The organism is Streptomyces sp. NPDC057428 (assembly GCF_042803195.1).
Classification (GTDB): Bacteria; Actinomycetota; Actinomycetes; order Streptomycetales; family Streptomycetaceae; genus Streptomyces.
The window spans coordinates 1-26,719 of record NZ_JBHVCT010000050.1 but is presented as its reverse complement, the minus strand read 5'-3'; the positions used below and the strand labels follow the sequence as shown (position 1 = coordinate 26,719).

The 26,719-nt window shown below is 70.3% G+C and carries 28 protein-coding genes and 1 pseudogene; 8 read left to right on the top strand and 21 right to left on the bottom strand.

The genetic code is table 11. The features are described 5' to 3' along the window. Positions 1 to 7 precede the first annotated feature (7 nt). On the top strand, positions 8 to 955 hold the full coding sequence (locus ACFU5K_RS19920) for a D-2-hydroxyacid dehydrogenase (RefSeq protein ID WP_384063302.1): 948 nt from the start codon (positions 8 to 10) through the stop codon (positions 953 to 955). Positions 956 to 1,007: 52 nt separating this feature from the next. On the opposite strand, the gene ACFU5K_RS19915 is transcribed toward ACFU5K_RS19920, so the two are convergent. From ACFU5K_RS19915 to ACFU5K_RS19895, 5 genes are all read right to left on the bottom strand, one after another. Then, complete coding sequence (locus tag ACFU5K_RS19915) at positions 1,008 to 1,781, bottom strand: TetR/AcrR family transcriptional regulator (protein ID WP_384063299.1); 774 nt, start codon at positions 1,779 to 1,781, stop codon at positions 1,008 to 1,010. 79 nt (positions 1,782 to 1,860) lie between these two features. After that, the gene (locus ACFU5K_RS19910) at positions 1,861 to 3,360 is read right to left on the bottom strand and encodes an MFS transporter (protein WP_384063297.1); all 1,500 of its coding nucleotides are present in this window, start codon (positions 3,358 to 3,360) and stop codon (positions 1,861 to 1,863) included. A 287-nt stretch (positions 3,361 to 3,647) separates the two neighbouring features. Continuing rightward, positions 3,648 to 4,385 carry a response regulator transcription factor gene (locus ACFU5K_RS19905; protein ID WP_384063294.1) on the bottom strand — a complete coding sequence of 246 codons (738 nt, stop codon included), beginning with the start codon at positions 4,383 to 4,385 and terminating at the stop codon, positions 3,648 to 3,650. A 96-nt stretch (positions 4,386 to 4,481) separates the two neighbouring features. Further along, entirely contained in the window at positions 4,482 to 5,363 is an 882-nt protein-coding gene (locus ACFU5K_RS19900) for an amidohydrolase family protein (protein WP_384063291.1), read from the bottom strand. Positions 5,364 to 5,412: 49 nt separating this feature from the next. After that, positions 5,413 to 6,300: a DUF2797 domain-containing protein gene (locus ACFU5K_RS19895; RefSeq protein ID WP_384063289.1), complete on the bottom strand. Its 888-nt coding sequence runs from the start codon at positions 6,298 to 6,300 to the stop codon at positions 5,413 to 5,415. Between the two features lie 153 nt (positions 6,301 to 6,453). Between ACFU5K_RS19895 and ACFU5K_RS19890 the strand changes: the two genes are divergently transcribed. The 3 genes from ACFU5K_RS19890 to ACFU5K_RS19880 all read left to right on the top strand — a co-directional run bounded on the left by ACFU5K_RS19890 (position 6,454) and on the right by ACFU5K_RS19880 (position 9,932). Continuing rightward, entirely contained in the window at positions 6,454 to 7,398 is a 945-nt protein-coding gene (locus ACFU5K_RS19890) for an RNA polymerase sigma-70 factor (protein ID WP_384063286.1), read from the top strand. Positions 7,399 to 7,514: 116 nt separating this feature from the next. Then, a complete protein-coding gene (locus tag ACFU5K_RS19885) occupies positions 7,515 to 8,774 on the top strand; it encodes an NAD(P)/FAD-dependent oxidoreductase (protein WP_384063284.1) in 1,260 nt (419 codons plus the stop codon). Positions 8,775 to 8,993: 219 nt separating this feature from the next. Beyond that, positions 8,994 to 9,932, top strand: a complete 939-nt coding sequence (locus ACFU5K_RS19880) for a tetratricopeptide repeat protein (protein ID WP_384063349.1) — start codon at positions 8,994 to 8,996, stop codon at positions 9,930 to 9,932. A gap of 57 nt (positions 9,933 to 9,989) precedes the next feature. Here ACFU5K_RS19880 and ACFU5K_RS19875 read toward each other — a convergent pair. The 3 genes and pseudogenes from ACFU5K_RS19875 to ACFU5K_RS19865 form a co-directional block, all read right to left on the bottom strand. Then, a pseudogene (locus ACFU5K_RS19875) lies at positions 9,990 to 10,352 on the bottom strand (cytidine deaminase); the annotation flags it as partial. Between the two features lie 536 nt (positions 10,353 to 10,888). Next, positions 10,889 to 11,044, bottom strand: a complete 156-nt coding sequence (locus ACFU5K_RS19870; protein WP_384063281.1) for a hypothetical protein — start codon at positions 11,042 to 11,044, stop codon at positions 10,889 to 10,891. Between the two features lie 121 nt (positions 11,045 to 11,165). Beyond that, positions 11,166 to 11,366, bottom strand: coding sequence for a hypothetical protein (locus ACFU5K_RS19865; RefSeq protein ID WP_384063278.1), 201 nt, complete (start codon positions 11,364 to 11,366; stop codon positions 11,166 to 11,168). A gap of 169 nt (positions 11,367 to 11,535) precedes the next feature. Here ACFU5K_RS19865 and ACFU5K_RS19860 point away from each other — a divergent pair, with 169 nt between their 5' ends. Beyond that, a complete protein-coding gene (locus ACFU5K_RS19860) occupies positions 11,536 to 12,471 on the top strand; it encodes a LuxR C-terminal-related transcriptional regulator (RefSeq protein WP_384063275.1) in 936 nt (311 codons plus the stop codon). 112 nt (positions 12,472 to 12,583) lie between these two features. Further along, complete coding sequence (locus ACFU5K_RS19855; protein ID WP_384063272.1) at positions 12,584 to 12,820, top strand: helix-turn-helix transcriptional regulator; 237 nt, start codon at positions 12,584 to 12,586, stop codon at positions 12,818 to 12,820. Between the two features lie 46 nt (positions 12,821 to 12,866). On the opposite strand, the gene ACFU5K_RS19850 is transcribed toward ACFU5K_RS19855, so the two are convergent. The 3 genes from ACFU5K_RS19850 to ACFU5K_RS19840 all read right to left on the bottom strand — a co-directional run bounded on the left by ACFU5K_RS19850 (position 12,867) and on the right by ACFU5K_RS19840 (position 14,607). After that, on the bottom strand, positions 12,867 to 13,670 hold the full coding sequence (locus tag ACFU5K_RS19850) for a hypothetical protein (RefSeq protein WP_384063270.1): 804 nt from the start codon (positions 13,668 to 13,670) through the stop codon (positions 12,867 to 12,869). Between the two features lie 83 nt (positions 13,671 to 13,753). Further along, positions 13,754 to 14,458: a glycine-rich domain-containing protein gene (locus tag ACFU5K_RS19845; protein ID WP_384063267.1), complete on the bottom strand. Its 705-nt coding sequence runs from the start codon at positions 14,456 to 14,458 to the stop codon at positions 13,754 to 13,756. Then, positions 14,455 to 14,607, bottom strand: a complete 153-nt coding sequence (locus ACFU5K_RS19840; protein WP_384063359.1) for a hypothetical protein — start codon at positions 14,605 to 14,607, stop codon at positions 14,455 to 14,457. Before ACFU5K_RS19840 ends, ACFU5K_RS19845 begins: the two co-directional genes overlap by 4 nt. Positions 14,608 to 14,738: 131 nt before the next feature. On the opposite strand from ACFU5K_RS19840, the gene ACFU5K_RS19835 reads away from it, so the two are divergent. Together ACFU5K_RS19835 and ACFU5K_RS19830 are read left to right on the top strand one after the other, a co-directional pair. After that, positions 14,739 to 15,857 carry a helix-turn-helix domain-containing protein gene (locus ACFU5K_RS19835; protein WP_384063264.1) on the top strand — a complete coding sequence of 373 codons (1,119 nt, stop codon included), beginning with the start codon at positions 14,739 to 14,741 and terminating at the stop codon, positions 15,855 to 15,857. 12 nt (positions 15,858 to 15,869) lie between these two features. Beyond that, positions 15,870 to 16,448: an HD family hydrolase gene (locus ACFU5K_RS19830; RefSeq protein ID WP_384063262.1), complete on the top strand. Its 579-nt coding sequence runs from the start codon at positions 15,870 to 15,872 to the stop codon at positions 16,446 to 16,448. Positions 16,449 to 16,515: 67 nt separating this feature from the next. Here ACFU5K_RS19830 and ACFU5K_RS19825 read toward each other — a convergent pair whose 3' ends face one another. The 10 genes from ACFU5K_RS19825 to ACFU5K_RS19780 all read right to left on the bottom strand — a co-directional run bounded on the left by ACFU5K_RS19825 (position 16,516) and on the right by ACFU5K_RS19780 (position 26,621). Next, on the bottom strand, positions 16,516 to 16,689 hold the full coding sequence (locus tag ACFU5K_RS19825) for a hypothetical protein (RefSeq protein WP_384063259.1): 174 nt from the start codon (positions 16,687 to 16,689) through the stop codon (positions 16,516 to 16,518). Positions 16,690 to 16,776: 87 nt separating this feature from the next. After that, complete coding sequence (locus ACFU5K_RS19820; protein WP_384063256.1) at positions 16,777 to 17,010, bottom strand: hypothetical protein; 234 nt, start codon at positions 17,008 to 17,010, stop codon at positions 16,777 to 16,779. 4 nt (positions 17,011 to 17,014) lie between these two features. Beyond that, entirely contained in the window at positions 17,015 to 17,920 is a 906-nt protein-coding gene (locus ACFU5K_RS19815; protein ID WP_384063254.1) for an N-acetylmuramoyl-L-alanine amidase, read from the bottom strand. A gap of 61 nt (positions 17,921 to 17,981) precedes the next feature. Beyond that, a complete protein-coding gene (locus ACFU5K_RS19810) occupies positions 17,982 to 19,751 on the bottom strand; it encodes a chitosanase (protein ID WP_384063251.1) in 1,770 nt (589 codons plus the stop codon). Beyond that, positions 19,751 to 20,185 carry a hypothetical protein gene (locus tag ACFU5K_RS19805; RefSeq protein WP_384063248.1) on the bottom strand — a complete coding sequence of 145 codons (435 nt, stop codon included), beginning with the start codon at positions 20,183 to 20,185 and terminating at the stop codon, positions 19,751 to 19,753. Before ACFU5K_RS19805 ends, ACFU5K_RS19810 begins: the two co-directional genes overlap by 1 nt. Position 20,186: 1 nt before the next feature. After that, positions 20,187 to 21,122, bottom strand: a complete 936-nt coding sequence (locus ACFU5K_RS19800; RefSeq protein WP_384063245.1) for a hypothetical protein — start codon at positions 21,120 to 21,122, stop codon at positions 20,187 to 20,189. Beyond that, positions 21,122 to 22,294 (bottom strand): siphovirus ReqiPepy6 Gp37-like family protein, encoded by a 1,173-nt coding sequence (locus ACFU5K_RS19795; RefSeq protein WP_384063243.1) that lies wholly within the window; start codon positions 22,292 to 22,294, stop codon positions 21,122 to 21,124. The genes ACFU5K_RS19800 and ACFU5K_RS19795 overlap by 1 nt, the downstream gene beginning before the upstream one ends. Continuing rightward, positions 22,291 to 23,124 carry a phage tail protein gene (locus ACFU5K_RS19790; protein ID WP_384063241.1) on the bottom strand — a complete coding sequence of 278 codons (834 nt, stop codon included), beginning with the start codon at positions 23,122 to 23,124 and terminating at the stop codon, positions 22,291 to 22,293. Before ACFU5K_RS19790 ends, ACFU5K_RS19795 begins: the two co-directional genes overlap by 4 nt. Before the next feature lie 123 nt (positions 23,125 to 23,247). Further along, positions 23,248 to 26,040 carry a hypothetical protein gene (locus ACFU5K_RS19785; protein WP_384063238.1) on the bottom strand — a complete coding sequence of 931 codons (2,793 nt, stop codon included), beginning with the start codon at positions 26,038 to 26,040 and terminating at the stop codon, positions 23,248 to 23,250. A gap of 137 nt (positions 26,041 to 26,177) precedes the next feature. Then, positions 26,178 to 26,621, bottom strand: a complete 444-nt coding sequence (locus ACFU5K_RS19780; protein WP_384063235.1) for a hypothetical protein — start codon at positions 26,619 to 26,621, stop codon at positions 26,178 to 26,180. Between the last annotated feature and the right edge of the window lie 98 nt (positions 26,622 to 26,719).

Sequence of the window (26,719 nt, the reverse complement as noted above, 5' to 3'; positions counted from 1 at the left end):
CGTACGCATGAACGCGCCCACTGGGGGTCCGCTGTCCCGGGCCCGTCTGCTCACCTCACCGTCGGTCGGCCCGTCCGTGGTCCGCGAACTGGAGCGGATCACCGGCCGGCCCGCCGGATCCACGGACCGCGTCGGGCCCGGCGAGCCCTTCGTGTACGTGGGGGACGTGCTTCCCGAGGCTCTCCGGACCCCGCGGCTGCTCTGGTTCCACAGCGTCAACGCGGGTACGGACGCCCTCCTGTCCGCCGGGACCTGGCCCGAAGGCGCCCTGCTGACCAGGACGGTGGGCCGGATGGGAGAGCGGATCGCACAGTACGCACTCGGATGGGTCCTCGCCGAGTGCCAGTCGGTCGCCGAGCACACCGCCCAGCACGCACGGGCCGAGTGGCGCCGCCTCCCGTCCGAACTCGCCGCCGGGCGGACGGCCGTCGTCCACGGCACCGGACGCATCGGATCCACCGTCGCCGGGCTGCTGCGCGCGTGCGGGGTGCGCACGATCGGCGTCGGGCGCACGCCACGGGCCGCACCGGCGGGCTTCGACCGGATGGTCCTGGCCGGAACGGCCGAAGAGACCACCGCACTCGCGGAGGCCCGGTGGGTGGTGTCCACGCTTCCCCTGACCGGCTCCACGCAGCGCTACTTCGGCGCCGCACGGTTCACCGCGATGCGGGGCGCCACGTTCATCAACGTGGGCCGGGGCGCGACGGTCGACATGGCGGCGCTCCGGGACGCCCTGCACGGCGGGACGGTGCGGCGGGCCGTGCTCGACGTGCTGCCGGACGAACCCGCCGGTCCCGACGACCCGGCCTGGCGGCTGCCGCACACCGTGATCACGTCGCACTCCTCGGGCATCACGGCGGACGAGGACGTCGTCACGGACTTCGCTGCCTGCTGGGAGGCCCTCACCGAAGGGCACGCACCCGCACTCGCCGTGGACACCCGTCGGGGCTACTGAGTCGCGCCCCGTAACCCGGTCGGCGGCCACGGTGCCCGGGGGGCGGTCCTAGCTAGGAGGGCCGTACGGACCGCTCGCACATCGTCTCGATGCCCGCGATCAGGAGGTCGAGCGCGAACTCGAAGTCCCGCTCGCGCTTCTCCTCCACGGTGTCCCCGGCGCCGGCCCGCATCACGCTCTCCGAGTACGCCATCGCGCGGCTCAGTTCCGGGTCCGCGCGGATCGAGCCCATCGCGCGCTCGACGTACTCGTCCTGACTGAGGCCGGCCTCCACGGTGCGCTGCACGAAATGCCCCTCGACGGCGCCGAATCCGTAGACGAACTGGAAGACGGCCGCCATCCCGCCCGTCCGGCGTTCGAGGGGGAGCCCGGTGGCCCTGATGACGTCCTGGACGGCGTACGAGAACAGCATCGAGTGCGGGCCGATGTTCAGGAAACTCCCGGCGAGAGCCGAGGCCCAGGGGTGGCGGACCAGCATCCCGCGGTAGCTGGTGGCCAGCTCCCGCAGCCGGTCGCGCCAGTCCGCGTCCTCGCGCGCGGGCGGGATCTCGCCGAAGACGGAGTCCAGGGCGAGTTCCAGCAGGTCGTCCTTGGTGTCGACGTACCAGTAGAGGGACATCGCCGTCACGTCGAGTTCGGCGGCGAGGCGGCGCATGGAGAACTTCGCGAGACCGTCCGCGTCGAGCAGCCGCACACTCGCCGTGGTGATCCTGTCCCGGTCCAGGCCGGCCGGCTGGTCCGCCCTGCGGGCGCGCGACGGTGTACGCCGGTCCAGCCACACACTGACCCGCGAAGGGTTCTTCACACGGTCTGCCGCGGACCCCATGGCGCACACTCCTCTTCGTCCGGTGGCACGGACTGCGTACCGGCACCCCGTCCGATGCTATGCCCGCCACCTGGGGCGTTCAGTCCGTCGGCACGCGCTCCGCCCTGCGCAGCAGGGCGGCCGCGAGCAGTCCACCGGCCAGGACGGCCGCGGCGCCGACCAGTTGGCTGGTCTCCAGCCCCGAGGCGAAGGCGTCCGTGATGCCCGCACGTTCCCCCGGGCCGTCCGCGGCCGCCAGAGCTGCGGGGAGCGAAGCCGCCCCGACGGCGCCCGGCACGAGCGCGGCGAACCGCGAGTTGAGCACGGCGCCGAGCACCGCGACGCCGAGACCGTTGCCGAACTCGGCGAGCGTGCCGTTCACCCCGGCACCCACCCCGGCCCTCTCCTGCGGGATGGCGCTCATGATCGCGTTGGCCATCGCGGGCATGGCGAGCGCGATGCCCGCGCCCATGACGACCAGTCCGAGCAGCATGCCGCCGTATCCGTGGCCTCCCAGCACGGCGATCGCCGCGAGCCCCGCGGAGAGCAGGCCCATCCCCGTGGCGATGGTCGCGGGCGTGCCCATCCTCGGGACCAGCCGGGCGCCGAGGCCGGTGAGGTTGAGCAGCACGACGGTCAGGGCGAGCGGGGCCGTGCGCAGCCCCGCCTCCAGCGGCTCGTAGCCGAGCACGAACTGGAGGTGCTGCGTCAGCAGGAACAGCGATCCGGTCATCCCGAAGGCGACAAGGACGGCGCCGGCCACCGCGCCGGTGAACCTCTGGTCGCGGAAGAAGCGCATGTCCAGCATCGGGTGGGGGACGTGGAGCTCCCAGAGGACGAACCCGGTGAGGACGGCGACCCCGGCGAAGGCGGTCAGCAGGACCCGCCCGGAGTCCCAGCCGTGCTCCGGGCCGGAGATGATCGCGTACACGACGGCCGTCATGCCGAGGGTGGAGAGCAGCGCGCCGACGAGGTCGGGGCGGTCACCGCTCGGGTTCTTCGAATCCGGGACCAGGCGGACGACGGCGATCAGTCCGGCCACCGCCACCGGGATGTTGACCAGGAAGATCGCGCCCCACCAGAAGTGGTCGAGCATCACCCCGCCGATCAGCGGACCGGCCGCGAATCCCAGGGAGCTGACGGTGGACCAGATACCGATGGCCTTGACGCGTTCGGTGTCGTCGAAGATCTGCACCACGACCGCGAGGGTGGTCGTGATCAGCAGCGCGCCTCCGACCCCCATGCCCGCGCGGGCCGCGATCAGCTGGCCGGAGGACTCCGCGAGCCCCGCGACGAGCGAACCGGCACCGAACAGCGCCAGGCCCGCGACCAGCATCTTCTTGCGCCCGTAACGGTCTGAGGCGCTCCCCGCGCTCAGCAGCAGACCGGACTGCACGAGCGAGTAGGCGTTGATCATCCACTGCACATCCGCGGTGGAGGCGTGGAGTTCGCCGGTGAGCGAGGGGATCGCGACGTTCAGGACGGTGTTGTCGAGCAGCACGGTGAGCTGGGCGAGGCAGATGACGCCGAGGATCAGCCAGCGCTGCGCATGGGCGCCCCGGGGTGCGAGTTCGTTCTGCTCGGCGGCGGTCGCCGTCATGCGGACTCCTGGTTCCGGTGCACACGGTGGTGCACGTTCCGGTGGGCCTGCGGGTTCCCTGTACGGTGTACAGGGAACATGCTGTACACCGTAGAACAGTCCTTGTACGCCGTACAACTCCTTTGTGTGTCCCCCCGGCCGCACTCACCGCGGGCAGTGGGAAAGGGCGGTGGCCCGGGGCGTTTCACCCCGGGCCACCGCCCTTTCCGTCCTGCCGCCTGCCTCTTGGCCTCCTCGAAGTTCTCGCCTGCACCGCCCGCCAGGGCCTCTTCCTCCCGCTCACGGGGCTATGCACCCGGCTTGATCAGATACCCCGCCCCACGTCGGGTGTGGATCATCGGGGGCCTCCCGGCGTCGATCTTCTTGCGCAGGTAGGAGATGTAGAGCTCGACGACGTTCGCCTGGCCGCCGAAGTCGTAGTTCCAGACCCGGTCGAGGATCTGGGCCTTGCTCAGCACGCGGCGCGGATTGCGCATCAAAAAGCGCAGCAGTTCGAACTCGGTCGCCGTCAGGTGGATGAAATCGTCGCCCCGGCTCACCTCGTGGCTGTCCTCGTCCAGCATCAGGTCACCGACGACGAGGGTCGACTCACTGCGGGCGGAAGCGGTACCGGAGCGGCGGATCAGCCCCCGCAGCCGCGCGACGACCTCCTCCAGGCTGAACGGTTTGGTGACGTAGTCGTCCCCGCCCGCCGTGAGCCCCGCGATCCGGTCCTCCACCGCGTCCCGCGCGGTCAGGAACAGCACAGGCACGTCCGAGAGTTCGCGCCGCAGCCGGCCGAGCACGGCGAGCCCGTCCATGTCGGGGAGCATCACGTCGAGGACCACCGCGTCCGGCCGGAAGTCGCGCGCGGTCCGGACGGCACCCGCAGCGTCCCCCGCGCTGCGCACCTCCCACCCTTCGTAGCGCAGCGCCATGGAGAGCAGCTCGGTCAGCGGAGCCTCGTCGTCCACGACCAGCACGCGGACGGGGCTGCGGTCCGGTCCGAGCAGTTCGGTACGCCCCTGGGGCGAGGTCGTCGTCATCGCTCAAGCCTGTGAGACGGCGGTGAGAGAGACCTTTCGCCTGCCTGTGAATTTCCTGAGAACCGCGCCGGAGCGCGCGGGCCCGGTCCCGCCTGCTCACCGGAACAATGCGTCCGCGTTCCCGTGGCAGACCGCCCGCAGCCAGTCGTCGCCCAGCCCCAGGCGCTCCAGCGCGTGCAACTGGTGGACGTAGGGATACGGGATGTTCGGGAAGTCCGTACCGAGCAGGATCCGGTCCCCCAGGTCCGCGAGCCGCCCGAGTTCTCCCGCCGGGAAGGGGGTGAAGCCCTCGGTGAAGTCCGTGAACGCCATCGTCGTGTCGAGCCGCACCTCGGGATACGCCGCCGCCAGGTCCAGGAAGTCCGCGTACTCCGGCATTCCCATGTGCGCCACGATCAGCCGCAGCCGGGGGTGGCGGGCGAGCAGCCGGGAGACGGGCCCGGGCCCGGTGTACGCACCCGGCGCCGGCCCGGAGCCGCAGTGCGTCACCACCGGCACGCCCGCTTCCGCCAGCAGGCCCCAGACCGGCTCCAGCAGCGCGTCGTTCGGGTCGTACGCACCCACCTGGAGATGCGACTTGAAGACGCGCGCCCCCGCCTCGACCGCTTCCCGTACGTAGGTCTCCACGCCCTCCTCGGGGAAGAAGGTCGCGGTGTGCAGGCAGTCGGGCACCTCGGCGGCGAAACCGGCCGCCCAGCCGTTCAGCCAGGCCGCCATCCCCGGCTTGTGCGGGTAGAGCATCGAGGTGAACCTGAGCACCCCGAACGAGCGCAGCAGGGCCAGCCGTTCGTCCTCGTCGTGCCGGTAGGTGATCGGCCACTCCAGGCCGGTCAGCGGTCCCGCCGAGTCGAAGTACGCCCAGACCTTGCGGAGCACCCGCTCCGGCATGAAGTGCGTGTGGACGTCGATGAGCCCGGGCAGCCCGAGCCGCTGCCGGAAGCGCCGCACGTCATCGCGTTCACGGTCGTCGCCACTCATCCGCCCCACCCGCCTCGTACGTCTCCGGGAACGATCCCCGGCGACCCTCTCAGAACAGGCCGTCCTGCACTCCACCGCCCCCTACGGACACGGCCGGCGCGCTCACTCCCGCCCGGGCGTCGGCGGCCACCAGGTCCCAGCCCGTGATGAGCCGGGTGTCCAGCACGACGATGCCCTCGCCCACGGTCTCCAGGTGCAGATCGGGGCCGGCCGCCGCGACCAGCCGCCCGGCCACCACGCACCCGTCCACCAGCCCGGTCACCACTCGCGCCGCCGGCCCGGCACCGGCCAGACCGAACACCCCGGCGTGGTCGACGGCCTCGAAGGGCAGCCGCTCCAGGGCCTCCGGCCAGCCCGCCCCCTCCAGCGCGGCGGCCCGGGCGTACAGGCCCTCGATCTCCGCAGCGCGCTCGGCCACACCCGGCAGACCGGCCCGGACCGCGCGTTTGCGCGCGTACGGGATCCGGTCGGGCACACCGAGCGCGGAGCGCAGCAGCTCCTCCGTCCGCCGGGCGGCCATCAGCGGCCCGCGCCCCAGCCAGCTGAAGACCACGGCCCCCTGCTCGCGCAGCCTGGCCGCCTCCCGCGCCTCCCCGGTGATCCCGACCTTGACCATGCCCGGCCCGAACCAGGCCAGATAGACGCGGTACGTCCGGGGGTCGTCGGCGATCGTGTCGGCCGCCACCGAGTGCGCCCGGTCAAGCCGCGCGCACTCGGCACACCTCGCACCCGTGCTCCGTGCCGGCACGACGGCAACCGACGGGCAGGCGTTCCCGCGCGCTCCCACACAGTGCCGCTCGCCCCCGGCCCGGAAGCCCAGCTCCGTCCCGTAGGCCAGGGCGCTCGTCCGCGCCCGCCCCGCCCCGTCGCTCCGCGACCAGCCGAGCACCGGCACGCCTGCGGGCCAGCTCAGCCCGGTGCACCGCCAACCACTCATGGCACCCCCGGCCGGCTCGTACGGTGAGCGTGCGGGTCTCCCGGACCGCGCGCGCGTCGGAGCACCATTGTCCCTCCCGCCCCGCCACGACCGCCGACTGCCGGACCACCCGTCACAGCTCCCTGACGCGGCGCGCGGGCTACTATCCGGGCCATGGCGCTGACCGCGAACGACATGGACCGGTTCGAGGCATCCATGCCCCGCCTGAAGGCCATCGCCTACCGCCTCCTCGGCTCCGCGAGCGACGCGGAGGACGCCGTACAGGACACGTTCCTGCGCTGGCAGGCCGCCGACACCGGCCGCATCGAGACCCCCGAAGCCTGGCTGACGAAGGTCCTCACCAACCTGTGCCTCAACCAGCTCACCTCCGCGCGCGCCCGTCGCGAGACCTACGTGGGCCAGTGGCTGCCGGAGCCGCTGCTCGCCGGGGACCCGATGCTCGGCCCTGCCGACACCGCCGAGCAGCGCGAATCCGTCTCGTACGCGGTCCTCACCCTCATGGAACGCCTCACGCCGAACGAGCGGGTGGTCTACGTCCTGCGGGAGGCCTTCGACTACCCGCACCGGAAGATCGCGGAGATCCTCGACATCACCGAGCCGGCCTGCCAGCAGATCTTCCACCGTGCCAAGAAGCACGTCGCCGAAGGAAGGACCCGCACCGAGATCGACGAGGCCGCCGCCCGGCGGATCGTCGAGGAGTTCCTCACGGCCGCCACCAGCGGCCGGACCGAACCACTCGTGCGGCTGCTCACCGACGACGCCGTCGCGATCGGCGACGGCGGCGGGAAGGTCCCTGCCCGCGCGAAGGCGTTCGAGGGCGCTCTCGCGGTCGCGAAGTTCATGCGGGGCCTGTTCAAGCCCGGCAAGGCCAAGCGCGCGATCGTCGGCGGCTCCCCCGAGGTCCACATCTCGGACGCCAACAACTCCCCCGCCGTCGTCGTGGTGCTCGAAGGCCGGGTCATCGGTGTCATGTGCCTGGAGATCACCGCGGACGGTATCGCCGCGTTCCGCAGCCAGGTCAACCCCGACAAGCTCGAACGCGCCACCCTCCGATGGGCCGCGTCCGAGCACGGGGAGCCCCTGCTCATCGCCTTCTGACCCCCGTCCTGACCGCTCCATGACCCCGGTGTGAGGTGCCTCACACCGGGGTCATGTCAGGAATCGGCGGGCTGCCCGGTTCAAGGGGCGAACCCGCGCGAGACAGGAGCAGGGAAATGAAGCACCGGATCATCGTCCTCGGAGCCGGATACACCGGAGCCATCGCAGCCGGCCGCCTCGCCAGGCGGCTGCACGGCGACGACGTCGCCATCACCCTCGTCAACGCCGAGCCCGACTTCGTCGAGCGGGTACGGATGCACCAACTGGCGGTCGGCCAGGACCTCCGGCCCCGGCCCTTCAGCGAGATGTTCGCGGACACGGGCGTCGAGCTGAGGCTCGCCAAGGTCACCGGTGTCGACGTCGACCGCAGGACCGTCGCCGTCATCGACACGAACGGCGCAGGAGAACTCGCCTACGACACCCTCGTGTACGCCCTCGGCAGCAGCTGGAACACCCAGGGCGTCCCCGGCACCGCCGACCACGCCCACGAGATCGCCGGCCGCCCCGGGGCACTCCGGCTGCGCGAGCGCCTGGCCGGCCTCGACGCCGGACAGACCGTGGTCGTTGTGGGCGGTGGACTCACCGGCCTGGAGGCCGCGACAGAGATCGCCGAGGCCCGGCCGGACCTCGGCACCGCCCTCGCCACCCGCGGGGAGCTCGGCGACTGGCTGTCCCCCAAGGGCAGGAGGCACGTACGGAAGGTCTGCGACAAGCTCGGCATCACCGTGCACGAACACACGGCCGTCACCGCCGTCGGGGCCGACCGCGTCACCACCGCCGACGGCAAGGACATCCCCGCCGCGGTCACCCTGTGGACGACCGGATTCGCGGTCCACCCCATCGCGCAGGACAGCGCACTGGAGGTCACCGGCACCGGCCAGGTCGTCGTCGACGGAACCATGCGCTCGGTCTCCCACCCGGACGTCTACGCCATCGGCGACGCGGCGATGGCGATGGGCCCCGCCGACAAGCCGCTGCGGATGTCGTGCGCGACGGGCACACCCACCGCGTGGCAGGCAGCCGACGCCCTCGCGGCCCGCCTGACCGGCACGAAGCTCCCGAACATCCCGCTGCGCTACTTCAACCAGTGCATCTCCCTGGGGCGCAGGGAAGGCCTGATCCAGTACGTCACCGCCGACGACCGATCCGTCCGGGCGGCCCTGACCGGCCGGCCCGCCGCGGTCTACAAGGAGCTGATCTGCAAGGCCGCGGCCTGGGGCGTGGCCAACCCGATGATGGGACTCCCGGCCCGGCGGCGCCGCGTCACGCGTGAGGGGACGGCCGTCCAGGGCCGGGTGGTGGAGAGCTCGGTGGTGGAGAGCTCGGTGGTGGAGGGCCAGGCAGTGAAGGGATCGGCCGCCGAGGCTTCGTCCTGAACCGGCCGGGCAGGTACGACGGGGCGTCGGCCGGTGCTGGCCGGCACCTGCCGGCACCGGTGGGCACCAGTCGGTTCCCGCTCGCGGTGGACTCGGCCTGAGCCGGGGCGCCGGTCCTGAGCCGGGGCGCTGGTCCTGAGGCATAGAACCTTTGGCCACGGATATTCTCTGGCGGTGTCGAACCAGTCAGTGGCAGCGGGAGTCGGTCTCGCCCGTGTGATGGCGCACTGCGGCGGAAGCCCGGTCGGTGCCGTGAAGTTCCTTGTGGGGGCGGTAGCCTCCGCGCCGGCAGCCCCAGAACCCTACGCCGCACTCGCCGAGTTGTGGCGGGACCGTCGCTCCGAGCTCAAGGAGGGCCTCGAAGGGAACGGATCCCTGCCGGCTGTGCTGGCGCAGGCGTACTTCCTGTTCCTCGACGGGGACATGGACGCCGCGGTGATGACCCTGGGCTCGGTGACGGGCGCACGGCCCGAGGTGGCATGGGGCGCGGCGCCGTGGTTCGGTGATGCGCGCTTCCTCGACGCGGTGAGCGCCGAGGCGTTGGCGGAGGCCTGTCTGCGGACGTTGGACTACGGCCACGACCTGGACAACGACGAGATGCGCGAGCGGTTCAAGCCCTGGTTCCATGCCATCGACCTGGTGTCCGAGCGGAATCCCGTGCCGGAGTCGCTGGCAGCCATGTCCCGGTTGCCCCGCGCCTGCGGCCGCTACGAGCCGGCTCTCGCCCTGTGCGACCGCGCCGATGCCGTCGATCGGATCATGTGGACTGCGGTCGCGCGGGCGAACACCTGGCAGGCGATGGGTGACCTGGACCAGGCCGCGGCGTCCTTCGAGGCCGCGCTCGCCCTGGATCCCGCCAACTGGTCGCTCTACCTGGACCTTGCCGACGTGCGCGCCGCGCAGGGTGACTTCGCCGCCTCGGTGGGTCTCGTCGAACAGGGCCTGCGACACGAACCACGCGAAGTCTCCCTGCGCGCTGCGGGTGCCGCATACCGCACGCGCCTGTCAGGCTCGTCCGACGACCTGCGGGCTCTGATCGTCCTGGCTCCGGAGCTCGCGAACGCCTCCTACCGGAAACTGCTGATCGACCACGCGTGCGCCGGGCCGGGACTGCCCCCGGCACTCGTGGCCGAGGCCATCGGTATCGGCAAGGGCTGAACGCGCCCCCGGTTGCCGTGGTTGCGGTACTTCACTGCCGCACCGCCGTGGATGTGGTCAATCGGAGTGCTGGGCCGGGGAGGGCCACTGCCCCTCCGCGAACTGCATCGCCCAGTAATAGGGGTTCACCTCAGCGAGGGTGCGCGCGTCCCAGCGGGTTGGATCGTCTTCTCTTGGAACCGCGACTTCGACGGACGGCCCCCAGAGCGCGAGCCGTTCCTGGCAGACGCCGCAGGGCGGCAGGATCAAGATCCTGCCGCGCTCCAAGTCACGGCAGACGCAGACGGATGCGGTGACGGCTCGGTCCTGGGTGTAGGCCTGAATGAATGCCCCGGTCTCCTGGCAGAGTGCGACCGAGCCGTTCATGTTGTCGAGGCCGACGCTTGTCAGGACGCCACCGTCGGCGAGTCGCACAGCGGATGCCCCACCAGGCTCGCCCGCGGGCTAGCGTCGGTTCATCAGTTCCACGGCCGCGTCTATGAGCGCCTGGTCGAGTTTCATACACCGGAGTCTGGCACGCACGTTCCTGCTACGCCGCGCGCCCAGGGAACGGCAGCGGAGCGAGCACCAGGCGAACCCCTGGTGATACTGCCGCAGCGCACCTTGGACCGGTGGCGAGGTACGCGCCGCGATCGGCCGGCTGTCCGACTCGATGGGCGGTACCGGCTGACACGGTTGCTGTACTTCGCCGCTGTACGGGCAACGCGAGAGGCCCCCAGGATTTCTCCCGGGGGCCTCTGGCCTGCTGTGCACTCGGCAGGATTCGAACCTGCAACCTTCTGATCCGTAGTTGTATGACGGCCGTCCATGGTGTCCACACAGTCCATGAATGAGGCTCTGAGGCCAGGCAAGGACCCTCGATTCCCAGTGCTCGCGTGCAGTCTGTGAGATGTGTGTGAGAAATCGCAGGAGGCCGCGCCAACAGGGGCGGCCTCTCACGAAGGGGCCGGCAGCAGTCACGGAAGCGGGCTATCCCTGTCGAGGACGCCGGCTATTCGGGCGGCTGCGATCTCCGCCCGCAGCGACTCGATCTGGCGCCGCAGGCCCCGGACGAGCAGGAGAACCAAGACGATTCCCACGACGATGAGGACTCCGAGTGCCACCGTGATCATTGCTACTGCCTTTCCCCGTTTTTGTCTGTGCTGCGGCCTGGCAGGCGGTGACGCCTGCCAGGCCTGGTCGCTGCAGCCTCTGCGACCGGTGGATCCTTGCCCGCGGGCAACGACCTGCGTGCTATCCCCAGCCGAGGTCGGTCTTCGCGGCAGGAGCAGTAGGAGCCGGAGAAGGGCTCGGGCCGGCAGCACCCTGCTCGAGCTCCTCGGTGACGGTGGTGGATTCCAGGTGAGTGCCGCCTTCGTCTGCGACGGCCGGGACGGCAGGAGCGGCAAGCGCAGCGGCCAGTACTGCACTGGCGGCCAGGATGCGGATTCTCATGTGTGCCCTCCATGCGGATATGCCTCGAACAAATATCCGAGTCACTTGCAGTGAGGACATCGTTACATGTGCTTGACCAGTGAACCAAGGTGCGACCCGTGCCAGAATCGGCAGCTGCGTGAAGTGGCATCACCGACACTTAGGGGTTGTAGGGATGTTGGGAAAATCTTTGGCGTCGAGTGAGATCGCCGCCTACCAATCCATCGCCGCCGGGGAACACCCCGAGCCATCCCTGGCGACCGACAGACTTGCCGCTCTGGGCCTGGTGGAGCACCGGCCGCACGACGGATCGTGGGTCGCGCACGATCCCCGCGCTGCCGCCCACAGCCTCATGGGGGACGCCCTGGCGGAGCTGCGTGAACTGGTCACCCGCATGCAGACGATCCCCACTCTGGCGGAACTGTCGGTCGACTACGATCCGCACCGGATGTACGGGGGTCCCGCATCGGAGTTCCTGCCGACCCGAGATGCGATGAACACGCGCATCGGGGACGTGTCGGTCGCAGCCTCCTCGTCCGTGATCACCGCACAGCCAGGAGCGCCGGCGGACCGAGATCCGCGCGTCGTCGCCCTGGGCGTGCAGCGCACCCTCGAAACCCTGGACGCCGGGGCGGAGGTACGGAGCCTCTACACCAGCACGGCCGTGAGCCACAACCAGACCGCCGCATACGTCGAGCAGATCGCCTCGGCAGGGGCGGAAGTGCGGACACTGGCAGGCACCTTCCCCCGCATGCTGATCGTGGACAGCCGCGATCTGTTCGTCGAGAACCACGTCGTACCGGGAGCCGACAACGACGCGGGCTGGCACGTCACCGATCGAGGGTGCGTGGCCTGGGCGGAGCTCGTGTTCGGCACCCTGTGGGATCGAGCCAGCCGCTGGGCCGACACCGGACCGAACGTGGTCTCCGCAACCTCCGGCCGGCAGCGACAGATCCTCGTCGAACTGGAGGCCGGATACACCAAGCGGCAGGCGGCGAGACGTCTGGACCTCAGCGAGCGCACGGTGACTGGGGAACTGTCCGCGCTCCGTAAGGCGCTCGGCATGCGGACGCTGTATCAGGTGATGGCGTGGTGGGCGACCAGCCCGGACCGAGGACTGCCGTAGCACCCGCCCCCCCTTTTCTGATCTTGCTCAGGGCACGGTGCGCGGCACAAGATCACAACATGCAGCTACCTAGCTGCTGACTTGAGACTACGGCGGCCGCAGCGTTTGTCGAGTGCCGCACCATGATCATCCGTCCTGGCTCTTCGACGAGCGTCGTCGCTTCGGCGACCAGGTACGGGCGCGTCGGATGCAGCGGGACCTCACCCAGGAGGCGCTCGCGGAACGCGCTGGTATTAGCCGGGACACCGTCCAGCGCATCGAACGCGCAACCAACAACCCTCGCCTCACCGACCTGCTTCGGGTGGCCCGTGCACTAGAGACACGGCTATCAGACCTCCTCGGAGAATGACCGACCGAGACCGGGCACCGGAAGCCCAGCGCCCGTTGCTGCAAGATCAGGCAGCCACAGAGCGGTGCTGGGCCCACGCGCGGGCGGCCTCGGTCAGCGCGCTCCGGTGAGGCATCGGGCTGGTGCGTTCCCTGTTCTCCCACACCGCGTACAGAGACTGTGCGAACGCGCTGATGGCCCGGTCTGGGGCCAGGTCGTAGGCGGGCACCAGACGGGCGACAGCCTCGGCCTGCTCTGCCGTATGCCCGGCGTGGATGAGGCGTGGCACGGTGAACGCAGTGTCAGCCCACGCAGGCGCTGGGCAGGCCAGCGCCCAGTCGACGAGGAAGACGCCGTCGGCGGTCCGCAGCATGTTGAGCGGCGACATGTCCGTGTGAGTCAGGGTGGCCCCGGTCAGGGCATCGGCCTGCCCGGCCGGGACGAGAGTGCCCCACCTGGCGGGCAGGGGCTTCTTCTTCACGGCCGCCGGCCACGGCGTCCCGGACATCGTGCGCAGCCCGGCGACCAGGGCGGGCAGGTCCTCGGACTGCGGGGACAGGTCGGGGTGCGGGCCGTCGAGGAACTCGTACCCGCAGAGCAGCCACCCGCCTGCCTCGATCTGCCACAGCGACGTCGGAGCGGGCCGGGCCTGCGCTGTCACCTGGGCCTCGGTCCGGTACATCCACGCGGTGGGGGCGTCCACCGGTGTGCCCTTGACGAAGACGCGCCGCCCACCGGAGGTGCGCAGGACGCAGGCGAGCGGGGACATCACTCCCTCGGCGGCCGTCTCGGCTCCCTCGACGGGGCCGGTGCGGGCGGCGACGGCGCGCCGCGTGACGGGCGGAAGATCTGTCCAGGCTGTGCGCTGCACGAAGGCTGCTCCTCGTAGGACACGGGCCGACCCCCGACCCAGCCACAGAGTGGCACAAGATCGGGGGCCGACGGGTGTGATGCTCAGGTGGTCTGAGCGGTGTTGTGCTTCGGGCTGTTGTGGCAGTTCGCGTGGCACTGCGAGCAGTCCGCGATGTCGAGCTCGGGCCAGAACTCGAGGTCGACCACGTACCCAGCGGCGGTGATCGCCTCGACGGTGCGGGCGCGCAGCGCCTTCCCGCCGCCGTGCTCGTCCTTGTCCAGGAACCCGGGCTGGTGGTCGACGAACTTGCCGAGCTGGTCGGTGCAGAACTCGCGGTACGCCTTCGTGTGGAGGAGGAAGGCGTGCCAGAAGTCATCCACCATCGGGGACGGGCTCACCGGCTCCGGGCTGTCCACGCCGACGGCGAGGAAGGCGAGCATCTGGCCGACGCCTCGGTGGGCGAACTCGGCCTTCATCTCGGGGAACTTGTCGAGCATGTTTGCCACGAGGATGCCGCGCATCTCCGGGTTGAGCAGGGTTGCCGCGTCGATCGCGGGCTGTGTCTGTACCGTGTTCATTGCTGTGTTCCCTCCTGGTTGGAGTGGTGCACTGGGGTTTCCGTCGGCGTCGCAGGGCGGGCAGGCCCAGACCTCGACGTCCTGGACGTGGGCGCAGACCTGTTCGAGGATCCGGCCGGCGGACACGGCGCCCGTCGTGAGCGGTTGCTTGCACCAGACGCAGGCCCGGCCCGCCCGCTGGTCCCACGACAAGGTGATCAGCGCGGGCAGCTGGCGCACGGAGGTCACGGCCGCGGCTCCGTGCACTTCGGGCACTGGCACGCCGGGAACCGGTCGGTCGCCGCGGGCCGTTCGAGCGGCGCGACTTCCGCTTCCTCGCGCACCACCCGGATCCCCCCGTCACGGTTCACCTCGTACACCTTGATCGTCATCGTCACGATGACGCCCCTTCCGCTACCGTGCGTTGCCCGGCCATCACTGCACCTACGACGGTAGGGAGCGGGGGCCGCCGCTTGAACTGACCGCGGGTACGGGTGCCCGGCCGCGATCAACAGGCAAGGGGGACACCATGAACACCAGCTCACGCACCACCCTGACCGCCGGTCAGGGAACCCAGCCACGGGCCCGCGGCGGCGTCGTGTCCGGGTACGTTTTCCGGCTGATCCGCGAGCAGCTGGGCCACACCCAGGACACCCTCGCGGAACGGTTCCGGGTCTCGGCCGACACCGTGGCCGGGTGGGAATCCGGGCGGCGCCCCCTGACCGCCGTACCGGTCGGGCAGATGCTCGTCTACCGGCACCAGCTCCTGCAGCTGGGCAGTGCGCCCGCCCTCCTCTTAGCTCTCGAGCGGGCCATGGAAGCGGACGTGCTCCTGGCCGGCGCTCTCGACGAGGACGTCCCTGCCGACGACAGCCCGATGGGCGCGTGGGTCATGCAACGCGACCTGGTCGAGGTCCTGTCCTGGCCGCTCAACGGCGTGACCCCCACCCCGCTGCGCAAGCTGCCCGACCCCCCGCGCCCGCGCCGCGGCCCCGTGCCGCGCGGCCCGGAGCTCCCGGCCGGCGACCGCCGCCGCTTCTTCTCCCGCATGCGCCAGACCGCCGAGCAGGCGCGCGGCGAGGAACGCTTCCTCCTCCGCCGCCAGGCCCTCTACCTGGCCGGGTACGACAACGCGTCCGACACTTCCGCCTGGCTGGCCCAGCAGCAGCGCACCGAGCGCCCCGACGGCTGGCTCACAGGCTGGCTCAACTCCCGCTCCGTCGCAGCCGTCGCCGCCAGACAGGGCGACCGGGACCGGATGGGGCACTTCATCCAGACGACGCTCGCCGACGACGACGCGGGCGAGGCCGCGAACCTGAACTACTGGGCGTACTGGATCGGCGAGGCCCCGCACCTCCAGCTGTCCGACGACTTCATCGCCGACCCGAACCCCGGCCCGTGGCCCGGCGACAAGCTGATGCGCCACCTCGTGCAAGGCCTCACCCCGCACCACGGCTTCTTCGACCTGAACGTCCACACCCTGTGGGCGCTCCTCGCCGCTCGCCCGAACCTGCTCCGTCCAGGAACCGTGATCGGGAACGAGCTACGCGCCGCGCTCCCCGTGATGTTGGATGACCGGGAGCTGTCGGCGCAGGCGCGCCGCGAGCTGGAAGGCATCCGGTACGCAATCCGCCTTGCTGAGGCGTGAGAGGAGACGGGCGTGGCTGACGACCTGGCCGCAGTGGGGCGCTTCCTGTACGAGGCGGGCACGCTCAAGAGCGCGCGCCGAACCGGCTGGTGGATGGCAGGAGTCAACGACCCGGAGAGCGTCGCAGAGCACTCGTGGCGCACCTCGCTGATCGCGTCGATCATCGCGAAGCTGGAAGGCGCCGACCCGGCGCAGGCAGCGTTCCTCGCCGTGTGGCACGACACCCAGGAAACCCGCACCGGGGACGTCAACCACCTCGGGAAGAAGTACGCGCCGACTGGCGACCCGCAGGACGTCACCGCCGACCAGACGGCGGGTATGCCCGAGGTCCTGGCTTCGGCCGTGCGGGACCTGGTCGCGGAGTACGAGGCGAAGGAGTCACCCGAGGCGATCTGCGCCCGCGACGCCGACAAGCTGGAGTGCATGCTGCAGGGCATCGAGTACAAGGCCCAGGGCTACGAGAACGCGCAGCGCTGGATCGACAACAGCAGGGGCCGTCTCGTCACGGAGACGGGAAAGCGGCTGGCTGATGAGCTCCTCGGGCAGGGCACGCTCGACTGGCTGCGCACTGCCCTCGGCGAGAATCCCTGACGTGGACGCGCGAAAGCCGCCCCTTGTCGACCCCCGTAGGGGGCCGGACAAGGAGCGGCTTTCGTGTTCAGCGGAGCAGGGCAAGGACCCCGGTTGCTGTGCCGGCCACGCCGGCAAGGACACCGATTGTGGGCAGCGGCCAGCGTGCACGTTCCAGTGCACGCAGGCGGGTCTCATGGTCGGCGACGTCTTTACCGAGATCGGTGAGACCCTGCCCGATCCCGTCCAGCTTCGTCTCCACCCGAGTCAAGCTATCGCTCAGGGATCTCAGCTCCTGATACATCTGCGCCGGAGGGATGTACACCCCCGGGTCCTGCGGCGTCACCACCTACACCCCACGGGCGAGGGAGGCAGGGTCGGCGTCGGCGGGCAGAGTCGATGCGGTGCCCTTCCGGCCGAGACGGCCGGCCACCCAACTCTTCGCCGAGGACAGAGCCAGGGCTACGGGCGCGGCCCACCACGCGGGTATGTCCGCGAGCTCGGTCACGACCAGGCCGAGCGAGGCCTGTGCCCCGGTCCACGCCGCACGCTCGCCGAGGTCGAGCAGAAGCTGCTTGTTCATGGGGTCACTTCTTCCTGAGGCCGTTAGCGACCTCGAACGCGTACTGCCAGGTCTTTGGTCCGGTCAGCCCGTCGGCGGGGCCGAGGGCGGACACGTAGTGGCGCTGCAGCGCGGCGACCTTGTCGAGGTCCATCTGCGTCATGAGGGTGGAGGGGCCGACCTTGTACCGCGGCCCCCAGTCCCCCTTGTGTAGCCACCCCTGCAGCTGCAGCGCGTACTTGTTCCGGGCGCCGCGCTTGAAGTAGCCGCGGCCGGGAAACTTCGGGAGCTTGGGCTTGGACGGGGTGGCGGGGGCCGGGGCGTCGGGCTTGTCGCCCAGGCGGCCGTCGACCCGGTCGCGCATCGCGGGCATGCCGGGGAATCCGGGGCCCCTCGGGTCGATCTTGCCGGGCTGCCACTCAAGGTGGCCGATCACCGACTCGCCGCCCCAGTCGTGGTAGCGGCAGACGGCGGCCGCCGCCTTCTCGATCGCGTCGACCTGCACTGCGGGCCAGGGGTCCTTGCCGTCGCCGAGGTTCTCGCACTCGAACCCGTAGAAGTGCCTGTTGCCGTCGGTGTTCGCCTCGTTGTCCGCGGGCAGACCGCGCTCGGCGATGACCGCCTGGAGGACGTCGTCGTCGCCGAGCCCGGCGTGGTTCGCCCGGCCGTAGCCGACGAGGTGAACACGGCCGTCCTTCGCGATGACGCCGTGGCAGAGCGGGCCGGGCAGGGCCGCGTACCCGTGCCGGCAGATGTCGACCGTGCGGGCGGTCCCCTTGGTCACGGTGTGATGGAGCAGCACTCCGTGCACCGGCCCCCAGGGGCCCTTGTGGTTGCGGTTGTGGGTACGCCAGTCGCCGACCTGGACGACGACCAGGCCCTCGTCCTGCAAGGCCTTGATGAATTTTGCTGCGGTCATGGGTGTGGCCATACGAGTCTCCAGACATGACGATGCCCCGGGCCGACGGCGCGGGGCTCAGGGTGGGATATCGCTACGGTGTGACGTTCAGGTTGTCGAACTCTGCGTAGGCGGACGTCCCTGTGTCGCGGACCGCCTCGAGGGAGAGGACCAGCGTCGTGGCGGTCGCTGCCCACGCCGGCGTGGTGAGGCTGCGGCGTTGGGTCCACGTCACCCCGTCGGGGCTGGTGTCCCAGTACACGGTGGACCCGGTCTCGCGGACCCGCCACCACCGGTGGTCGACTGCGGAGTACGTGAGTGACACCGCGGCGTCGTCCCAGTAGTCGACGTTGGAGACGGCCCGGAGCATGCCGCTGATCAGGTTGTAGGTCCAGCCGATCGAGGTGCCCTCGGTGCTCCCCGCGATGACGAGCGAGACGTAGGCCTCCTCCGTGCCGCCGACGGCCGGCAGCGTCGGCACCTCCACGAAGACGCCGGAGTCCTGCAGTTGCCACGCGGCCGCCGACTTGTACCCGGCGTACGTCGCATTGACGGGGACCCTGGCGCGGCCGCCTGTCTCGGTGACGCCCCCGTAGGCGCCTGGCCATAGAACGGCGCTGACCGAGTTGTCGTCGAAGTCGTCAACGAGGTTCTCGAGGAGCGGAGGCAGCGGCTCGGTGTCGTCCTGGACGGTGACGACGAGGGTGTCCGTTCCGGTGCCGCCGGCGGACGTTGCCGCGTACCGCAGGGTGTAGGTGCCGACCCGTGCGTCGCTGGGCGGGGCGGGCCGGTTGATGGCGTACGGGGTGCCGTAGATCGAGAAGGGGACCGGGCCGAGGAGGTCGAAGTACCCGTTGTCGATCATCCCTCGAAACATGCTGCTGCGGCCGTCCTCCTGGTAGTCGCCCCACCCGATCAGCACCTCGTCCCGCAGGTCGCAGATCTTCGTCAGGTAGGCGGCCTCGTCCCCGCCCTGCGACGGCGGTTTCGTCGACGATGCCCGGGCGGCGGCGATGATCCCGCCGTACGACTGTGCGTTGTTGCCGATGCCGTGGTTGACGAGGACGTCGTAGTGCAGGGCCAGGCCGAGCGGGCCGACACCGTCGGCGATCGCCTGGACCAGGCAGTCATCCCAGTAGATCCGCTGCCGGAAGGCGCGCTGCACCGCCCGGAATACCGGGTCGGTGTTCGCGGCCGTCGCCCAGTCAGCGAGGTACGCGGTCCCAAGGTGGGTGGCCGCGGCCGCCGATGCGTTCGGCCCGAAGCCAACGTCGGCGCAGGTCTGCAGGCCGGACAGGTATCCGGAGAGGATGTTGCCAGGGGCTGCGTCCGCGTACTCCTGGACCAGGAGCAGCATGTCGCCGGTGCCGGAGCAGAACCCGACGAGGCCGGCGGTGTAGCCGCGCTGGTCGCCGATGTCCTCGATGTAGTCGTACGCCGACGTCCAGTCCAGCGTCCCGTTCTCCGCAGTCGAGTTGATCTCGAATGCCATCTCCATGCAGACGGGCTGCCGGATGTCGACGGTGCCGGCCGGTGAGGAGCCGGGGATCCAGGACAGGGCGGCCGCGGTGCCGATGGTGGTGCCGGTTCCCATGGGGCCGGACATGATGGTCCACGCCCGGGTGGAGACTGCGCCCCCGCCGCCGGTGGTGTCCTCGGTCGCGGTGCGTGCGAACGCGGCGAGCGGGTCCGTGTGCACCGCGTCAGCACCGGCATTGACGATGGGAGGGTTGCCGGTCGCGGGCAGCATCTCCATCCACGTGGTGCCGGTCCACCGCTGGACGCTGCCCACCGTCACCCACTCGGTGCCGGTCCACCGCTGAGGGACCATGTCCGCCCACACGGTCCCGGTCCATCGCTGCATCACCACATCCACACATCCCCGGTCGTCGGTGCTGTCGGCTCGGTCTCTTGCACGTAGATCCCGAGATCGGCCGGGGTCAGCTGCACGTTGCCCATCCCATCCGGAGCGACGTTGTTGACCGTCTCCACCGCCTGCTCCCCGGGGACCAGACCGGTGATGGAGTGCGCATCCATCCACGCCCGCTTGGTGCCCCCGGCGTCAGCCCACATCCCGGTGATGTTGTCGGGCCCGAAGAACCTGGGCACGGCCCCGTACTCGTCGGACACGATCGAGTCGATGCCCTGCCCCTGCCGGTCCAAGAGGTCGGTGTACTGGGTGCCGTCCGTAGCCGCAGACCAGAACGTCAGCTGCGTCACCGCGCCGACGGCCCACAGTCCGTCCGACGGGGCGACGACGAAGTCCGCCGTTCCTGCCCCGAATTCGAAGCGTGCCATGTCACACCACCCAGCTTGAGCCGGACGTCAGGATCGACCGGCCGGTAGGAATGTCGGGTTTCTGTGTCAGCCAGATCTGCCCTGGGGTATCGCTGGCCGCGGACCCGATGGTCATACGGCCGATCTGTAGCCCGGCGATGTAGGCGATCACGTACTGGTCCCGGGTTGCATGCCGGTAGGCGGGAGGGATCAGCACGGGCAGTCGGCTCTGCACATCCCCGGACAGGGGCCCGGCCGCGCGCACGAATGAGCCCAGGCGCAGATGCGCGTTGCCGTTGCGGACCTGCAGCACGGACTGGGTCTGGATGGTCCATGCCGACAACGGGCTGTCCACGTTGATGGGCCCGCTGTCCGCGTAGGTGGTGCGCCACGCGCCGCCGTCCCAGAGGCGGAGCTGCTGGGTGTCGGTCTCCCATGCCATCTCGCCCAGCTCGGGGTACGGGTTGAGGTGGGAGGACAGAGCGGGCCGGACGCGTGAGCCGACGTACAGCTCGCCGCGGGTGACGGACACGGCGGTGGCCCCTGCAGGCACAGTCACCCCGGCAAGGAGGACTTCCCATACTCCGGTCTCGCCGGTGGTGCGGACGAGGGCCGGGGCTGCCGCCCCGGGGGTGCCCTGCCGGATGGCTGCGCGGACTGTCCAGTTGGATCGGTCCAGCCGCAGGACGACCCGGTCGATGCGTGTGGATCCGGCGGCGTTCGGCGCGATGGTCAGGGTGTCGCCGGTGGTGCCGGATGTCCAGGCGTGGCCTCGCACCGAGGCGGACACGTTGGCGCGGATGTTGACGGTGAGCCCGGTGCCGGCGGTCACGACGGACGGATCGGTCGGGCTGCCGTATACCCCGTCGTCGGAGAACCGCCTGGCGACGAGCTCGTACTCCGAGTCGGTGACGGCCCTGCTGTTGTGCCCCGGGCTGGGCCATGAATCCTGTGCCACTATCTGGCCTCCAATCGTCCGAGCCTGCGGGCCAGGTCGCGCACCAGGCGGACCGTGGCGGTGGTCGTGGATTTGTCTGCGGACCCGATGACCGAGGTCACCAGCTCCCCCTCGGTCGGTGTCGCCTCGAGGCGGATCGTCTGCACCAGGTCGGTGAGCTCCAGCCCTGTCGGCAGTTCGACGGTGACCCGGTCACCGAGCCAGAAGTCGCGGCCGGCGGCGAGGTCCTCGGTGTCGACGGTGACGGTGGACAGCGACGCCTGCGGGTTGTCGTTGCCGAGCTCGAGCGTCCCGGCCTGGGTGAGCTCGCCGTCGGCGTCGCTGTCGGTGCCCGTCTTGTCGACGAGCTTCTCCACCCGGTACCAGTCGGCGGCCGCGCCGGATGACACTTCGACGTACGCCCGGGTGTTGGCGGGGGTGGCTTCCTGGGCGGGGTCGTTGCCGCCCTGAACCAGCTCCTGTGTAGCGGTCGGCGCCGCCATGGTGAAGGACACCGAGCGGAGGTTGCCGAGCCCTGCGGAGAACCGGGCCGTCCTCGTGAGGTCGGCCGGGGCGTACACCCCGAACAGGATCTGATCGCCGACCTGGCGCGTACGGAACCCGATCCCGTCTCCGGCGGCTGCGGTCCGGCAGGCATCGAGAAGCGGCTCGAAGCGGGTGGACACGGTGCGGCTGGTGCCGACGCCGGCCATGGCGTCGAGGGCCAGGCGCTCGATGCGCCGCACGGCCAGGGCGCCCGGCCCGCAGTTCTCATTGACGAGCGTACGGATGATCGTCTCAGCGCCCGCGGTGAGCTTCCGCACCATGTCCGACGTCGTGGTCTGCGTGGCGAACGTCTTCGTCGGTTCCGGGTAGGTGAGGTATCCGGCGACCCGGGCCAGGTCATCGGAGAACGCCACCTTGACCGTGCCCGGGGACGCGTTGCCAGCGAGGTCCCAGGCGTACTCCTGCGGTTCCTCGAGCGGCCCGGCACACCAGATCGCCTTGTCGCGGATGACGACGATTCGGTGCCCGGGCTGCAGGAGCTCCATGTATTTCGGGCGCGCCGGCAGTGACACGCTGCCGGACCCGGGCTGGTTGAAGTTGAGCTCGCAGGACAGGCTCGTCCACCCGTCGAGCGGGTCCCCCAGGACGTTCAGATTCCGGTCGGTGACCAGCAGTTGGATACTCATGCCGTCTCGTACCTCGGGTGGAATGTGAGGTCGACGGCTGACCCGGCCTCGGCCCCGTCCAGCTGGAACGTCACGGGCGTTGCGCCCGGCGGCAGGGGCCAGAGCACGGCGCCCGGCCAGTCCAGTCCGCCGACGAGATTCTCGCCGTTGTCGGAGCGGACCCGGAGCGGGTCGGTGGAGATGGTGACGGTCTCCCCGGCGAGGAGCGCACCGTGGACGGTGTCCGCCATCGTCAGGGTGAAGGCGTCGCCGGTGTCCTCGCGGGTGAACGTGATTGCGGACGCAGGGCCGGTGATGACCCACGTCGGCCATACATCCACGTCGCCCGGGTTGGTGACCGTCGTCTCGCCCAGGACTTGAGATGAGGACACCGACGGGTACGGCACCAGGTAGTCGACCTGGGCCCCGGGCTCCCGGTGCACCGTGACCGGGGTGGTGCCGACCCAGTACGGGTCCTCGCACCACAGCGTCACGACCGCGCTGTCCCACGTGATGCCCGTCGCGGCCTGCCCTCGCCCGTCCCAGCCCTCGGAGTAGATCACCTCGATCTGCCGGACCCTGCCGTCAGGGAGCGCGACCTCGAGGAGGCCGGGGCCCTCCCGCAGGGTGCGGGTGAACGCCCGGGCCAGGGCCCGCCACCGCTCCTGGAACGCCGTGTGGTCGCGGCCCTTCACGAGAAGTGGCCACACGATGGACCGCGGCTGCGCCTGGACGTGACGCAGCCGTGCACCACCGCGCGGGTGCGGATCCGACGTCAGGGTGTACGGGGCTGCGCCGAGCCCGGACACCCCGTCGGCCAGGGCGTACCAGTCGAGGGACGTGTCAGTCATCGGCCACCGCGTCCCCGCCGGGTCGATGTACGTGATCGACGCGTACCCGACGCCGGGTACCTCCATCGGCGGGACGACCGGAGGGACTTCCGGCGCGATGACTGGTGCTGTGATCAGGGGCATTTACCTGGGCCTCCCCACACGCTGCCTTGCCTCTTCCTGCCGCTGCACCAGCCGCAGGTCCTCCACGCTGATCACGCTCGCCCGCGGGTACAGGTTGTACGTGACCTGCGGCCGGTCGGGCATGGTCGGGCCGGCCGACGAGGTCGCGGCCGGGCGCCCTGGTGGTGGGGCCGCATGGCCCACTGGCAGGGTTCCTGCGTTCACCTGGTCCATGAACTTCTCGCCGTACTTCTCGACCGACGAGGCCTTCACCATGTACTCACCGGTGGACCCCCACAGGAGGATGGAGTCCGACGTGCTGGTGCCTGGTCCTCGCAGCCGGCCGCCGCCGGGAAATCCGGGAATCGGTCCGCCCTCTGCGCGGCGGATCGGGCCGCCCTCGGCAAAGACGTACTGGCCCGCGTACGGGCCCGGCGTTGGATTGATGTACCTCGAGATGACGTCGATGTACGCCGTGGCCCGTGACCCGTCGAAGGATCGGAGCCGGCCCTCCGCCTGTGCGATCTTCCGCTGCAGGTCACTGATCTCGCCCTTGAGTTTCGCGGTCTTCGACGACGGCGATTTCCGCAACCGTTCCTTCGCGTCTGCGAGCTTGGCCCGCAGGTCCGCCAGGTCGCCCTTGAGGTAGGCGGTCTTGTCAGGGGTCCGCAGGATCTGATCTGCAAGCGCCTTGGCCTGCTGCTCGTTCTTGCCCATCTGCATCGCGCTGCGGATGAACGCCTGCCGGCCCCGGTCCTGGATCCCCGAGACCGTGTCCCAGGATTCGCCGTTGGCGCGCGCCGCCTCGGCTGCCTTCATCGTTGCCGCGGCGAGGTCGTCCAGCGACTGGTTGTTGGCGCGCCCCTTCTCGGTGTTCTCGTCGAGGGTGCGCCCGTTCCTCTTGAACGATTCGGACGCTGCGTCGATCGCAGCCTCCATCCCGCGCACCCCGCCACGCGCCTCCAAGTAGGCGTTGTTCAGGGCGTGGATGGACTGGGACAGCCCGTCGGCGGACTGCTTCTGTGCATCGAGCTGGGCCTGCACCTGCTGGGCCTGCGCCCCGAAGAGACCCGCCGACTCGGCCGCTAGTTGCTGCTCGAAAGCGCTGGCGCTCAGTGCCTCTGTGTAGTCGCCGAGTTGGCCACGGAGCTCGGCCACTTCGGCGCTGCTCATCCCGGCGCGCTTGGTGTACTCATCGAGCGCCGCCGCAGCAAGGTCGGCCTTGCCCCCGGACACGAGGTTGGCCAGCGCCTTGTCGACGGCGTCGACGTCCTCGGCCGCCTTCTTGAGTCCGGGTCCGCCCTCGCCGTAGCCGAGGAGGTCGGAGAAGAACTTCTCGATCTGCTGCGTGGTGCTGGGGTCGGCCAGGGTGCGGATGGACTCGGTCAGTCCGTCCAGGTTGGGGCCGAACGCCTTGAGCGCCTCGCCGCTGACCTTGCCGGACTGGCCGAGCCGCCCGAGGGACGTGGTCAGCTTGTCGACGTCCGGCGGGGTGTCCTTCCCGCGCTGCGACAGCTGGCTGAGTCCGATCAGCAGCAGCCCGATTCCGGTACCGGCGATCGCCAGTTTCGCAGTGCGGGAAAGGGTAGTGATTGCCGCACCGACACCGGCGAGCCTGCCCGGCGTACCGGCGGCCGCCGTCCGCATCAGGACGATCTGCCCCGCGAGCGCACCGAGCGCGGCCGACGCCGCAGCCCCGCCGGCAGCCGCCAGGCGGACGGCCTTGATCGCGATGGCCATCTGCAGCAGCGCCGAGATAGCGCCCGGAGGCACGGCGGCCACGATGCCCGACAGGGCGTTGATCAGGTCGAGCATGCCGACGCCGACACCGGACCCGGCCTCGATGATGTTGAGTGCCGCCTCGCCGACGTTGTGGAGCGTGTCCTTGACAACGGGCCCGTTCTCCTGGCAGTACTCGAAGAACTCCTGCAGTCCGCTGTCGCTGATCTCGCCGCTGTCGAGTTGGTCGAAGAACCGAACGACACCGTCGACCGCGTCCCGCATGGTGTCGTTCGCGAAGGTGGTGAAGCGGTCGTTGAGCCGGTCGAATCCTGGTGAGGAGACACCGGCCCCGGCGAGGGTGATGAGCCGGTCGAACTGCGCGGAGGTCCCCCTGACCAGGCCCGTGGTCCTCGGCAGCAGGGCGTTCGTGACCGCAACGCCCTTGGTGAACGGGCCCATCACATCGCCGGACAGGGAGTCGGACCAGTCCGAGAAGTTGTCGGAGAGGAGACCGACGGCGACCGCGGCTTTCCGGGTCTCCGGCGGCAGGGCCGAAAGCTTGCGCTGGTAGGCGGCCTGCGCCTCGGCCGCTTCCGTTGAGGTACGGCCGGACTCCTCCACCGCGGTCTCGTACTTCTTGTGCGCTTCCCGCGCCTCGGTGATCGCACCGATCTGCGGCCCCAGCGCCAGGGCGTACGCGCCGGCTGCCACCCCGGCCGCACCCAGCTGGGCGCCGACAGCTGCGGCTGCGCCGGCCAGCCCGGCGACCGCAGGGATCGCCGCGGGCGCGAGGCTGATGAGGCTGCTCTTGAGCTGGTCACCGAACTTGCGGGCCGACTCGGTGACGTTGGCGAACGACGTGTCGGTGGCTCCCTGGCGCAGGCGCCGTACCGCGTCGTCGGTGCTGATGAGGTTGCCCTGCAGGTCGCGTAGCGCACCGTCGGCATCGCGAGTGAATCCGGCGATCGCACGGGCCGAGTTGGCGGCTGCGTCGTCCAGGCGGCGGCGCATCCGGTCTGCCGCGTCGCCCGCACCGTTGAGCGTGCGGGACAGGGCGTCGCGCCCCTGCAGGACGAAGTTCAGCGTGGTCACCGGTCATCCCCCTTGCTGTGCTGCCACGTGCCGGGAGACCCAGTCGACGGCCGACTCGAGGTCGTCGGCCGTCATGTGTTGGATCTCCCAGGGGCGGATGTGGAGGTAGTGGGCGAGGAGCCACCGGTACTCGAGGATCAGTCCTCGGAGACCTGCGGGCCCTTGGCCAGGTGGCCTTTTCCCAGGGAGTCGAGGGCGGCGTCGACGTCGGCCCGGTCCTCGGCCAGCTTCCGCAGGTGCGGCAGCATCGCGTCGATCGCCGCGTCCTCCGAGGTGGCGAGCGCCTCGGCCAGGATGTTGTCCAGGACGTCGTCGATCTCCGCCCGCTCGATGCGGGCCTTGAGGCGTCGCCGCCACCCGGGCACGTCGAACGTAGCGAAGGGGAGGTCGGGCTGGTCGCGCTTGCGTACGGCCCACAGGACGGCCCGCATCGCGGTGGGATCCTGCGACCGCAGCCGCTCCTCCACCTCGCGCCAGCTGATGCCCATGGCTTCCTCGATGCCGGCGGACTCGATCGCCGACAGGTCATGGGTCGAGACCCGCTCGGCTGCACCGTCGGTCGGCTCGTACGTGACGATCATGGTGTCCTACCTTTCTTGATGTGGGTCTGAGCTGGTCATTCGTAAGATCGGCGGGGCCCAGGGGTTCCGGGTATGGCTGTCATGGAGTCGCCGCTGGA